Below are 12,155 nucleotides of genomic sequence, written 5' to 3'. Positions count from 1 at the left end.
GAAAACTTGGCTCGAAAACAACGCACAGCTACCCGTACTCCTGACGGAAACGAGGCGATGCAGATCAGTAAGCGCAGGGATCAGGCAAGGGCAGGTGGCGCGCGCGGATTAGCCGCAGGCCAGGTGAAACGGGCGGGAATGTCGGCGGCAAGCACCACCGCTGCGGGCGGCGCATGGGGCTGCGGCAGGACTGCCACATTCAGGTGGGAGTTGAGCGCCGGGCCCATGCCGCCGGTAGAGCACAGCGGGCAACCAAACGCCTTCGACAGCGTTGGCAGGTTCTCGTCCGTCGAGTTGCTGGGCAGCGGGGCCTGGGTACGTGGGTCGACCGTACAGAACTGGCCGCTGATGCCGTTGAGCTGCATCCCCACCATTTGCCCATGACCAATGCTGCAGGCGAACACATTGAACAGGACGCAGCAATAGAGCATCCAGGCAATGAGTGAGCGGTCGGCACGGGCGAGTTTCATGGGGCGGCACTTTATCATCAGCGACCGACGAAATGCCTGCAAAAAATCTCAGGGCGACTATCCTCATTCGCACATTTTTGTGGAGCGCCGACCATGAGCTTTGTCATTGCGCGATGGATCGTCGGGGTATTTACCTTCATCAGCATGGTGCATCTGTATTGGGCTGCGGGTGGCAAGCTCGGCAGCCTGGCCGCTATGCCGCAACTGCCCGGAGAGTTTGCCAGCGGGCCGCGACCGGCGTTCAAACCGTCGGCGCTGGGCACTTTTCTGGTGGCGATGGGGCTGGTGGCGATTGCCTTGCTTGTGTGCCTGCGCGCCGGGCTGTATTTCTCGCCGGTGTCCCACGGGGCGTTGCAGTGGGGCATCAGTGCGATTGCCGTGCTGATGTTTGCCCGAGCGATAGGGGATTCGGAGCTGGTGGGGTTTTTCAAGAAGGTCGGTGGCTCGAGGTTTGCTCGCCTGGACACCTATTTCTATTCGCCGTTGTGCCTGGTGTTGGGCGCCGGCTTGCTGGTGGTGGCGTGGAGCTGAGCCTGAGCCCACAGATACCTGGCTGACACTGCGCATCCAAATGTGGGAGCTGGCTTGCCTGCGATGCAGACACCTCGGTCTATCAGCCAAACCGGGTTGATCCCTTCGCAGGCAAGCCAGCTCCCACCTTCAACCACGCTCGACAGGTAACCCCGAGCGCCACCAGGCCCCTCTGGCCGCCATTTGATTCCCCTCCAAGTATTTCCCAGACAAAAACACACCCCCCGGTTTTATAGCGCTTGACCTTCCCAGTATGGCAAGCCGGATAAAAACCCCAAGTGTCGGTTTGTCTTGAAAATTCCAAGGAGGGTGAACGATGTACACCAAACCAGTCAGCCTGATCACCGGGGTGTTGGCCGTAGCGTTGACGCTGGGTGGATGCTCAGACAATTCACCGCCAGCCGCAGCCGCCAAGCCCCCTGGCGTGCCAGTGGCCCAGGTGGTGGCGCGGGCGGTGACGCCATTTGTGGAGTACACCGGTTCGTTGACCGCCATCGACCAGGTTCAATTGCGCCCGCGAGTCAGTGGTTATCTGCAAAGTGTCAGCGTGCCCGAAGGTCAGTTCGTGGCTAAGGGCAGCCCGTTGTTTGTGATTGATCCGCGCATGTTCCAGGCGGCAGTGAACGCAGCCAAGGCGCGTTTGCGCGAGGCGCAGGCCAATGCATTACTGGCCCAGGCCGAGCATGGCCGCGCCGAGCAGTTGTTTGCCAAGAAGGTGGTGGCGCGTGATCGTCTCGACACCGCCGTTGCTTCGTTGAACGCCGGCAGAGCGCAGGTGGAGGCCGCCAAGGCTGCGTTGGATACAGCCCAACTGGACCTGAGTTACACCCGCGTCACCGCACCTATCAGCGGGCGTATCGATCGTGCCCTGGTGACTGAAGGCAACTATGTGACCCGTGGGGAAACAGCGCTGACCACGATTGTCTCCATCGACCCCTTGCATGTGTACTTCGATGTGGATGAACGCACTTACCTGCATTCGTTGGCAGCGACGCGGCAGCACGCCGGGTCCAAGGGCGAACAAGCCGCCAAGGTCATGGTGGCGATGCTCAACGATACGACCTATGCGCGGGCGGGTCGCGTGGACTTTCTGGCCAACTCGGCCGACCGCAAGACCGGCACGGTGCGCGTGCGTGCGGTGGTCGAAAATCCGGATGGGCGCTTGACGCCGGGGCTGTTCGCCAAGGTCAAGCTGGACACCGGCGCGGCGCAATCACGGGTGTTGATTGCTGACCATTCCATCGGTACCGACCAGGGCCGCCGCTATGTGCTGGTAGTCGGTGAAGGCGACAAGACCGAATACCGCCCGGTCGAACTGGGCCCTGTGGTCGACGGCCTGCGGGTCATCGAACAGGGCCTGCAACCGGGCGAGCGCATTGTCGTCAAAGGGCTGGTGCGCCCCGGCATGCAGGTGACGCCGCTGGCTGCCAGTATTGAGGGCAAGCCGCTTGAAGCTCCGCTGGCGGTGGGGGGCGTGCAATGAGCTTCCCACGCTTTTTCATTGACCGACCGATCTTCGCCATCGTCCTGTCGGTATTGATGATGATTGGCGGCATCGTGGCTTTCTTTCACCTGCCGTTGAGCGAATACCCTGCCGTCACGCCGCCCACCGTGCAAGTGACCGCGTCTTACCCAGGGGCCAACCCGCAGGTGATTGCCGAGACGGTGGCGGCGCCGCTGGAACAGGTGATCACCGGGGTCGAAGGCATGCTTTACATGACCTCGCAGTCGGCCACCGATGGCCGCATGATCCTGACTGCGACCTTCGCCCAGGGCACCAACGCGGACATGGCGCAGATCCAGGTGCAGAACCGTGTCTCGCGGGCTTTGCCGCGCTTGCCCGAAGAGGTGCAGCGCCTGGGCGTGGTCACGCAGAAGACCTCGCCGGACATCCTCATGGTGGTCCACCTGCTGTCCCCCGACCAACGTTATGACCCGCTCTACATCTCCAACTATGCCTACCTGCAGGTGCGCGATGAGTTGTCGCGCCTACCGGGGATCAACGATGTGCTGGTGTGGGGCGCGGGTGAATACAGCATGCGCCTGTGGCTCGACCCGGACCTGATCGCCGCCCGTGGCTTGACCGCCGGTGATGTCATCACCGCCGTGCGCGAGCAGAACGTACAAGTGGCGGCCGGCTCGGTCGGCCAGGCGCCGGATTCCACTGCCGCCTTCCAAGTCACGGTCAATACCCTGGGGCGCCTGACGGATGAAGAGCAGTTTGGCGACATCATCATCCGCACCGGCGATAACGGCCAGGTCACGCGCCTGCGTGATGTGGCCCGTATCGAGATGGGCGCCGATGCCTACGCGCTGCGCAGCCTGTTGGACGGTGAGCCTGCGGTGGCCTTGCAAATTATCCAGAGCCCAGGGGCGAACGCGCTGGATGTGGCGCAGTCGGTGCGCGACACCATGCAGCGACTGCAAACCAACTTCCCCGAGGGGTTGGTGTCGCGGATTGCCTATGACCCCACCGTGTTTGTGCGCGCTTCGCTGGAGTCGGTGGCCATCACGCTGATGGAAGCGATCCTGCTGGTGGTGATCGTGGTGGTAGTGTTCCTGCGCAACTGGCGTGCGTCGCTGATTCCTTTGATGGCCGTGCCGGTGTCGATCATTGGCACCTTTGCGGTCATGCACCTGATGGGCTTCTCCCTCAATACCTTGTCGCTGTTCGGCCTGGTGCTGTCGATTGGCATCGTGGTCGACGATGCAATCGTGGTGGTGGAGAACGTCGAGCGGCATATCGAGAACGGCGAGGAGCCGATGCAGGCTGCGCGACGGGCGATGGGCGAGGTCACCGGCCCTATCATTGCGATCACCTCGGTGCTGGCGGCCGTGTTCATTCCCACCGCGTTTCTCAGTGGCCTGCAAGGCGAGTTCTATCGGCAGTTTGCGCTGACCATCGCGATTTCCACGATCCTCTCGGCGGTCAACTCGTTGACCCTCAGCCCGGCGCTGGCCGGCCTGTTGCTGCGGCCACGGCATGCCGCCGTGGCGCATGACCCGCGCAGCCTGCGGGGTCGCGCCACGCGGCTGCTTGAGGTGCTGGGCCGGCCGTTCCAGCGTGCGCCGCAAGCCTATGGCAACACCGTGCGCAAGGTCGTCGGCCGTCGCGGCGTGGCGCTGTTGGCCTACGGCGGTTTGCTCGCGTTGACCTGGTTCGGCTTCAACGCGGTACCGGCCGGCTTCGTGCCGATGCAAGACAAGTACTACCTGGTCGGTATCGCCCAACTGCCGAACGCGGCCTCATTGGAGCGTACCGATGCGGTGGTGCGGCAAATGTCGAAAATCGCCCTGGATGAGCCGGGGGTCGAGAGTGTCGTGGCGTTCCCGGGGCTGTCGGTCAACGGCTTCGTCAACGTCCCGAATGCGGCGGTGATGTTCGTGATGCTTGATCCGTTCAAAGAACGCACCTCGCCGGATATGACAGCGGTCGCCATCGCCGGGCGCCTGCAAGCCAAGTTTGCGAGCATCCCCGACGGCTTCCTCGGGGTGTTCCCACCGCCGCCGGTACCGGGGCTCGGGGTAACCGGGGGCTTCAAGCTGCAGGTCGAGGACCGTGGCGGCGTCGGGCTTGAGGCGCTGGTGCAGCAGACCCAGATACTGATGACCAAAGCCACTGAGTCAGGCCAGGTGGCCGGGCTGATGACCAGTCTGGACGTCAACGCGCCGCAACTGAATGTCGACATCGACCGCACCCAGGTCAAGAGCCAGGGCGTACGCCTGGCGGATGTGTTCGAGTCGCTGCAGGTCTACCTGGGCTCGCTGTATGTCAACGACTTCAACCGGTTTGGCCGCACCTACAAAGTCACGGCCCAGGCCGATGCGGACCACCGCATGCAGGCCGAAGCCATCGGCCGTCTGCAGGTGCGCAACGCCGCCGGGGACATGCTGCCGTTGTCGGCGTTTGTCACGGTCACGCCGAGTTCCGGGCCTGACCGGGTGATTCACTACAACGGCTATCCCTCGGCGGATATCTCTGGCGGCGCGATGCCAGGCGTGAGCTCGGGGCAGGCGGTCGCCCTCATGGAGCGCCTGGCCCAAGAGGTACTGCCCGAGGGCGTGACCTATGAATGGACGGACCTGACCTACCAGCAAAAGCTCGCCGGGTCATCGGCCCTGTTTATTTTTCCGCTGTGTGTGTTGCTGGCGTATCTGATCCTCGCCGCGCAGTACAACAGCTGGCTGCTGCCGTTGGCGGTGTTGCTGATCGTGCCCATGTGCCTGCTCAGCGCAATCCTCGGCGTGTGGCTGGTGGAGGGCGACAACAACGTGTTCGTGCAGATCGGGTTGGTGGTGCTGGTGGGCTTGGCGGCGAAGAACGCCATCCTGATCGTCGAGTTTGCCCGCAGCCTCGAAGCCGAAGGCGCCAGCCCATTGGAAGCGGTGATCCACGCCTGTCAATTGCGCCTGCGCCCGATCCTGATGACGTCCCTGGCGTTTATCGCCGGCGTAGTCCCGCTGGTATTTGCCAGTGGCGCCGGCGCCGAGATGCGCCATGCCATGGGGGTTGCGGTGTTTGCCGGGATGTTGGGCGTGACGCTGTTCGGCCTGTTCCTGACGCCCGTGTTCTATGTGGTGATGCGCAGCCTGGCGCTGCGCGTGGAGCGCCGGGGGGCGAGTCCGAAGGTGCAGCTAAAGGAGAGCGCATCATGAAACAGGCGTATCCAGTTTTTCTGTTGTCGTTGACCCTGCTGGCCGGTTGCGGTTCGGTGGGGCCTGATTACTCCGCACCGGTGCTGCCCGCCGCACAGCGGCCTGCGAGCTTCGGTGCGCCCATCGCCGGGCTCGGTACGGGCGAGGTAGAGGTGCAGTGGTGGCAGGTGTTCGACGAGCCGGCACTGAGCCAGTTGATTCAGCAGGCACTGGCGGCCAACCATGACATCGGCATCGCCGCCGCACGCCTGGACGAAGCCAAGGCGCTGCTGCGCGAAAGCCGCCAAGGCTTCCTGCCCAGTGGCGGCGCTGCCCTGGGCTACGAGCACCGCCAGCGCAGCGAGGTCGAGACTCCGTTCGGCGAGCAGCGCTCCATTGAAACCACCCGCGCGGCGGTGGATGCGGCCTGGGAAATCGACTTGTTTGGCCGCGTGCGTCGCTCGGTGGAGGCGGCCCAGGCCCAGGCGGGGTCGCGTCAGGCATTGCTGCGCAGCGTGCAAGCGAGCGTCGCGGCGACGGTCGCTGCCACCTGGTTTGACCTGCAAGGCATCGAAGCCGAACAGGCGGTGGTCGCCGATATCAGCCAGAGCCAGCGCGACAGCCTGGACCTGGTGGGGCAGATGGTCAGCGTCGGCGCCGCCACCGAATTCGACCGGTTGCGTGCCGAGGCCTTGTTGCGCAATGTCGAGGCGGTAGCGCCTGACCTGGAGCGACGTCGCGCCAAGTCAACCAACGCGTTGGCGGTGCTGTTGGGTCAAGCGCCTCAAGGGTTCAAGGTACCCCAGGCCCGGCCTGGGCGTGAAACCTTGAACCTGCGCACGCTGCAGGTGGGAGACCCGGCCGGCTTGCTGGCGCGCCGCGCCGATATTGCCGCGGCCGAACGCACGCTGGCGGCCGCGACTGCGCAGATCGGCGTGGAAACCGCTGGCTTGTATCCGGACATTCAGGTGCAGGGTTCCATCGGCTTACTGGCCGGAAGTCTCAGCGCTTTGGGCGATGCGGGCATGCAGTCGAACTTTATCGCCCCGGTGATTCGCTGGTCACTGCTGGACACCGGGCGCGTACGTGCGCGGATTGCCGCCAGCGAAGCGCGCACCCAAGCTGCCTTGATCGCCTATGACCAGACCGTATTGCGCGCCCTGCAGGAAACCGATGATGCGTTCCAGGCCAACCGTACGGCCGGTAATGCCTTGGGCTTGCGGCTGCTGGAAGCGGCGGCTAATCGTGAGGCAGCCAGCTTTGCGCGCGAGCGGTTTGCGCAAGGTGAGGGTGTGTACCTGGATGTGCTTGAGGCCGAACGCGCGGACTTCACCAGCCGCCGGGCGTTGACGGCGGCGCGCACGGAACAGCGCTTGGCGGTGGTGGGGATCTATAAGGCGCTGGGTGGTGGGTGGGAGGTCTGTGAGCGGGCGGGGCAGGCGTGCAAGGGGGCCACGGTGTTGCGCTAACGCGGACCTGTGGGAGCTGGCTTGCCAGCGATGGCGGCCCGACAGCCGACGCCTATCTACCTGACACCCCGCGATCTAAATGTGGGAGCTGGCTTGCCTGCGAAGACGGCCTGACAGTCAACACAGTTGGACCGTGTACATATCCATTCCTGCGGTAACGGCCACTTAGGGTTCCGCCCAACGGCGGCTCACTTTGCAAAAGCCGGGATGCCGGCCCAGGCCAAAGTAAGCAAAATGCTCTTGCCCCACCACTCGGCACCTGGCTCAGGCTCGGTGTGCCCGTAATCCGCCAGTGATTTGGGGGGGCGCCGCCACGCGCCATCCATGGCGCGGGGCGGCTAAACCGGCATCCCTGCCGGTTTACCCCCCCAAAATCCCTGTCGAATTCCGGCCAGCGTGGTTTAACGGGGCGCCTAAGATCAAAAGCAGATCAAGAGCGGCTCGCTTCGCATCGTGGTTACCGTCGGCAGCAAGATTTCGCGCCTCGACAGCTCTACGTCCGTCATACTGGCAGCTATGACTTTCGACTCGCCTCTCGCCGCTTACCAACATGCCATCGCCCAGCCAGGTTTCGTCGCCGACGACGCCCAGCGCCGGGCGGTACAAGCCTTGCAAGCCTGTCACGAGGCCTTGCATCAAGGGCGTTCGTCGATTGCTGGCGTTTACCTGTGGGGGCCGGTGGGGCGTGGCAAGACCTGGTTGATGGACCAGTTCTACCAAAGCCTGCGCGTGCCTGCGCGGCGTCAGCATTTTCATCATTTCATGGCCTGGGTACACCAGCGCTTATTCCAGCTCACGGGCACCCAGGACCCCTTGCAGGCGTTGGCCCGGGAGTTGAGCCGGGCGGTGCGTGTGCTGTGCTTCGATGAGCTGTTTGTGAATGATATCGGGGACGCGATCATTCTCGGTCGCCTGTTTCATGTGATGTTCGAGGAGGGCGTGGTGATGGTGTGCACATCCAACCAGCCGCCCGACCAGCTGTATGCCGATGGCTTCAACCGTGAGCGTTTCCTGCCGGGTATCGATGCGCTCAAGCAGCATATGCAGGTGGTGGCCGTAGACGGTGGCGAGGATCATCGCTTGCATCCCGGTGTGGGCATGCAGCGCTATTGGGTGAATCAACCCGAGGCACTGGCGGCGGTGTTCCGACAATTGAGCCAAGGCCAAACCGTGACCAGCGGGGCGGTAAGCGTAGGGCACCGCACCATCATGACGGTGCAGGCCAGTGACACCGTGCTTTGGTGTCGCTATGCCGACCTGTGTGGGCAACCCCTGGCCGCTATGGATTTCATGCTGTTGTGTGATCGCTTTCACGCCATCCTGCTGGGAGACGTCCCCAACCTCAGTGCACAGAAACGCCCGGGCCGGATTGCCCGTGGCACCGAAGACGGCGCCGAGCGCGTGGTGGCCGGGGATCGAGAGTTGCCGCAGCTGTCGGTGCACGATGACAGCGTGCGACGTTTTATCGCGTTAGTGGACGAATGCTACGACCGCAAAGTGCCACTCTTTATCGACGCCGCGGTGCCGTTGCACAGCCTGTACACCGAAGGCTACCTGGAGTTTCCTTTCCGCCGCACCCTGAGCCGTCTGCAAGAGATGCAGCTGCAACGCTTCGCCGCCTAGGAAAAATCGCCGCTCCAAAGCTCATTGCACACTTTGATGCGCGCAACCTTCGCACTTTCTGTCAGCTATTTGTCGCTTATCTCCTTCATCTACTGCCGACTCCACGCTTACAATCGCAGCTCTCAAAGGGAAACGATTCCCTGGTTGTCGCTATCGAGGAAGGAAATGGACACCCCAGACATCCTGGTGCTGCAAGCCAGCTATACCAACGCCGTGCACGCCGACGCCATTGGCCTGCTGCTCAACCATTACGCTGAAGATCCGATGGGTGGCGGCCACAGCCTGCCAGCCGATCTCTTGCAGCAACTGCCAGGCGAACTGGCCAAGCGCCCACACGCGTTCAGTGTGCTGGCGTTTGTCGGGGGGGAGCCAGCAGGGTTGGTCAATTGTTTCGAAGGTTTTTCGACCTTCGCCTGCCGGCCCTTGGTCAATGTCCATGATGTGGTGGTGAAAGAGCAGTTTCGGGGGTTGGGGTTGAGTCAGAAGATGCTGCAAAAGGTCGAGGAAATCGCCCGGCAGCGCGGTTGCTGCAAAATCACCCTCGAAGTGCTGGAAGGCAATGCACTGGCGCAATCGGCCTATCGCAAGTTCGGGTTTGACGACTCCGTGTTTGATCCCGCCCATGGGCGGATGCTGTTCTGGAGTAAACCGTTGTAATAATTAACCGGCAAAAAAAGGGCGCCATTAAAGGGCGCCCAATAAACCTTTGCCAACGGAGCAGAATGGCGCAGGGTACTACGGATTAAGTAAGCATTAACTCAGCTGTTCGGTTGCGCCTGATCAACCGTGTCGGCCTTGACCGACTTGCCATCGGCGCTAGCAACTTGCTGCTCAGCCTTGCCGTGGGTTTTTTCCTGAATGAAGCTGAAGTTGTTGTAGAACTCCTTGGAGCGCTCTGCGCCGCCCTCTGCAAAGGCGGCGGCAGAGGTCAGGGTCATCAGGCTGGCAAGCATCAAGGTCGAGAGTTTCATAGTGGTATCCCCATTAAAAGTGATAGGTGTCCGGTCGCTCCGTGATCAGATCATGGAGCGACTATGGCGTTATCTTATTAAGTGGGAATTAACTGAAAGCGCCGTTGAAGTTAACGGTTTTGTTAACTTCAACGTGCGAGGCTATAACTTCCAATCCAATGCCAGCGTGACGGAACGCGGCTCGCCCCAATACACGCCGTTATAAAAACCAACGCGCTCGTAATATTTCTTATCAAAGAGATTATTCACGTTGACCGACGCCGAAACCTGTTCGTCGAACTGGTAGCGTGACATCAGGTTGACCACGGTGTAGCCCTGTTGCGTGATTTTCGCTCGGGTGGTTATTGGCCGGCCTTCGCTGTTGCGCTGCCCGGTCGGGCGGTTGCTGAAGTCGTAGGTTTCGCTCTGCCAGTTCACGGCGCCGCCGACGGTCAGGTTGCGCCAGGCGCCCGGCAGGCGATAGGCGCTGGAGATCTTCACCAGGTTCAACGGTTGGCTGGTGTTATTGCGTTTGTCCGAGCCATTGACCGAATGGGTGTAGGTATAGCCGGCGGTCAGGTTCCAGTCCGGCGTGATTTCACCGGCGGCTTCCAGCTCGAAGCCGTTGACCTTATTACCTTTGCCGCCGGATCTGTAGTACTCCTCGCCCGTGACCGGGTTGGGCGGGACTGAGTCATCCCGCTCGGCGACGTTGTCCTGGGTACTCCAAAAGTACGCGGCGGCCAGGTTCAAGCGCTCGTTCAGCACGCTGCCCTTGAGGCCCACTTCGTAGTTACTGCCGACCACGGGCTCCAGGTACTTCTTGTTGGCATCACGGTAGTCCTGGGGTTTGAAGATGTCGGTATAGCTGGCGTAGACGGTGTACTGCGGCGTGATGTCGTAGAGCAGGCCGGCGTAGGGCGTCCACATATCATTGTGGGTCTGGCTGGTTTTGCCCGAAGCAGTCAGTTGGTCGTTGGCATTGTATTCGGGCGTGGCGCTTTCCAGTTCCCAACTGCCGTAACGGCTGCCCAGCACGGCGTGCAAGCGGTCAGTGAGGCTCAGCCGCGTGGCCAGGTAACCAGCTTTCTGTTGTTTCTTGCTGTGCTCGCCCTTCAGGTCGGTTACCTGGTCGGTGAACTTGCCGATGCCACCCATGTGCTTCCAGTCCTGAATGGGGTAGTAGCTGGCTGGCAGGTCGCTGCGCATGAAGGGCGAGACATCCCGTTGGGCGGCTTCGCCATAGCCCATCATCAGAGCGTGTTCACGGCCCAGCAGCGTATAGCTGCCGGCCAGGTTGAGGTCGATGGCCTCCATGCGCGAGGTCCCGCGCATATGGCTGGCCCAGGCCGTCATGCCGCTGCGGTCGGGGTTGGGGAAACCGGCGCCGCCGTAATACACCTTGCCATCGGTGTCGCTCTGGCGATGGGTGTAGGCGGCCTTCAGGTGCCAGTCGCCGCCGAGCCGATGGTCGAGGGTGGCGAAGGTGGTCTTGTCAGTCAGCGGCCAGGAACTCCAGTGCGCCGCCATGTTGGTGGAACGCGGCAGCCTTGCCTTGCCGCCCTGGCTGTTCCAGTAGGGCACGGTGCCCCAAGACGTGCCTTGCACCTGCTTGTCCTGGTAATCGAAGCCGACGGCCAGCACGGTATCGTCGGAAAGATCGCCCTCGAGAATGCCGTATCCCACTGCCCGCTGCAGCCCATAGTTGTCACGAAACGACTTGCTGTCGCGGTAAGCCAGCACGCTACGCCCGCGCAGTTTGCCGTCGAACGCCAGCGGGCCGCCCACGTCAACGTAGCTGTAGTAGTTGTCATGACTGGCGCCACTGATGCCGGTCTTGGCCTGCCACTGGGCGGTAGGGCGCTTGCGCACCATGTTGACGGTGGCCGAAGGGTCGCCTGCGCCCGTGGTCAGGCCCGTCGCGCCGCGTACTACTTCGATGCGGTCGTAGATGATGGTGTCGGCGTCGGTCTTCATGTAGCCGAAAGTGTTGAGCATCCCGTCAACCTGGAAGTTGCTGATGCCATAGCCTCGGGCGGAGTAGTAGACACGATCGGAGTCGTAATGCTGAACGTTGACGCCCGTGGTCTGGCGCAACACATCCGTCAGGGTATTGAGATTGAAGTCGTCCATCTGCTGGCGTGTGATCACCGAGATCGATTGCGGGGTCTCCTTGACGGAGAGGTTCAGCCGCGTGGCGGTGCTCATCGAACCAGTAGTGTAGGCGCCGGTGTGCTCGGTGGTGGCGCCCAGGCCGTCGGCGCTGATGGTGGTCGCGCCCAGTTCCAGGGCTTTGGCGGGGGGTGTATCGGGGGCGGTGTCGGCCAGCGAATCCGGGCTCAGCGCCAGGCTGAACAGGCCGAAGGTGAAGGTCATGGAACGGGTGAAGGGCGCAAACATCGCTGCAGACTCCTTGTCGTCTTTGATACCTCCCCAGGCAGGGAGGGCTTGGTTCAAAGACGAAAGGAACTGCGGAA

At 62.3% G+C, this 12,155-nt stretch carries 9 protein-coding genes; 6 read left to right on the top strand and 3 right to left on the bottom strand.

Annotation, left to right across the window (positions count from 1 at the left end; genetic code table 11):
- Positions 1-80: 80 nt before the first annotated feature.
- Positions 81-470, bottom strand: a complete 390-nt coding sequence (locus CER19_RS05665) for a DUF2946 domain-containing protein (RefSeq protein ID WP_116665688.1) — start codon at positions 468-470, stop codon at positions 81-83.
- Between the two features lie 93 nt (positions 471-563).
- Between CER19_RS05665 and CER19_RS05660 the strand changes: the two genes are divergently transcribed.
- The 6 genes from CER19_RS05660 to CER19_RS05630 all read left to right on the top strand — a co-directional run bounded on the left by CER19_RS05660 (position 564) and on the right by CER19_RS05630 (position 9,385).
- On the top strand, positions 564-1,001 hold the full coding sequence (locus CER19_RS05660) for a DUF3995 domain-containing protein (RefSeq protein ID WP_116665687.1): 438 nt from the start codon (positions 564-566) through the stop codon (positions 999-1,001).
- A gap of 316 nt (positions 1,002-1,317) precedes the next feature.
- Positions 1,318-2,484, top strand: a complete 1,167-nt coding sequence (locus CER19_RS05655) for an efflux RND transporter periplasmic adaptor subunit (RefSeq protein ID WP_116665686.1) — start codon at positions 1,318-1,320, stop codon at positions 2,482-2,484.
- Positions 2,481-5,657, top strand: a complete 3,177-nt coding sequence (locus tag CER19_RS05650) for an efflux RND transporter permease subunit (protein WP_116665685.1) — start codon at positions 2,481-2,483, stop codon at positions 5,655-5,657. Before CER19_RS05655 ends, CER19_RS05650 begins: the two co-directional genes overlap by 4 nt.
- Positions 5,654-7,105 (top strand): efflux transporter outer membrane subunit, encoded by a 1,452-nt coding sequence (locus CER19_RS05645; protein ID WP_116665684.1) that lies wholly within the window; start codon positions 5,654-5,656, stop codon positions 7,103-7,105. The genes CER19_RS05650 and CER19_RS05645 overlap by 4 nt, the downstream gene beginning before the upstream one ends.
- A gap of 516 nt (positions 7,106-7,621) precedes the next feature.
- On the top strand, positions 7,622-8,728 hold the full coding sequence (gene zapE / locus CER19_RS05635) for a cell division protein ZapE (RefSeq protein WP_116665682.1): 1,107 nt from the start codon (positions 7,622-7,624) through the stop codon (positions 8,726-8,728).
- 165 nt (positions 8,729-8,893) lie between these two features.
- Positions 8,894-9,385, top strand: a complete 492-nt coding sequence (locus tag CER19_RS05630) for a GNAT family N-acetyltransferase (protein ID WP_116665681.1) — start codon at positions 8,894-8,896, stop codon at positions 9,383-9,385.
- Positions 9,386-9,486: 101 nt separating this feature from the next.
- On the opposite strand, the gene CER19_RS05625 is transcribed toward CER19_RS05630, so the two are convergent.
- Together CER19_RS05625 and CER19_RS05620 are read right to left on the bottom strand one after the other, a co-directional pair.
- Positions 9,487-9,699, bottom strand: a complete 213-nt coding sequence (locus tag CER19_RS05625; RefSeq protein WP_116665680.1) for a hypothetical protein — start codon at positions 9,697-9,699, stop codon at positions 9,487-9,489.
- A gap of 141 nt (positions 9,700-9,840) precedes the next feature.
- Positions 9,841-12,078 (bottom strand): TonB-dependent siderophore receptor, encoded by a 2,238-nt coding sequence (locus tag CER19_RS05620; protein ID WP_116665679.1) that lies wholly within the window; start codon positions 12,076-12,078, stop codon positions 9,841-9,843.
- Positions 12,079-12,155: the final 77 nt, after the last annotated feature.

Origin of the sequence: Pseudomonas sp. GL93 (genome assembly GCF_003408955.1) — a bacterium.
In the GTDB taxonomy this organism is placed as follows: Bacteria; Pseudomonadota; Gammaproteobacteria; order Pseudomonadales; family Pseudomonadaceae; genus Aquipseudomonas; species Aquipseudomonas paracarnis.
This window is presented reverse-complemented; position numbering and strand designations above follow the sequence as displayed.

Bases quoted from the DNA above. Each gene is read 5' to 3' on its own strand.
- CER19_RS05665 (WP_116665688.1), bottom strand. From the start codon at position 470: ATGAAACTCGCCCGTGCCGACCGCTCACTCATTGCCTGGATGCTCTAT.
- CER19_RS05660 (WP_116665687.1), top strand. From the start codon at position 564: ATGAGCTTTGTCATTGCGCGATGGATCGTCGGGGTATTTACCTTCATC.
- CER19_RS05655 (WP_116665686.1), top strand. From the start codon at position 1,318: ATGTACACCAAACCAGTCAGCCTGATCACCGGGGTGTTGGCCGTAGCG.
- CER19_RS05650 (WP_116665685.1), top strand. From the start codon at position 2,481: ATGAGCTTCCCACGCTTTTTCATTGACCGACCGATCTTCGCCATCGTC.
- CER19_RS05645 (WP_116665684.1), top strand. From the start codon at position 5,654: ATGAAACAGGCGTATCCAGTTTTTCTGTTGTCGTTGACCCTGCTGGCC.
- zapE (WP_116665682.1), top strand. From the start codon at position 7,622: ATGACTTTCGACTCGCCTCTCGCCGCTTACCAACATGCCATCGCCCAG.
- CER19_RS05630 (WP_116665681.1), top strand. From the start codon at position 8,894: ATGGACACCCCAGACATCCTGGTGCTGCAAGCCAGCTATACCAACGCC.
- CER19_RS05625 (WP_116665680.1), bottom strand. From the start codon at position 9,699: ATGAAACTCTCGACCTTGATGCTTGCCAGCCTGATGACCCTGACCTCT.
- CER19_RS05620 (WP_116665679.1), bottom strand. From the start codon at position 12,078: ATGTTTGCGCCCTTCACCCGTTCCATGACCTTCACCTTCGGCCTGTTC.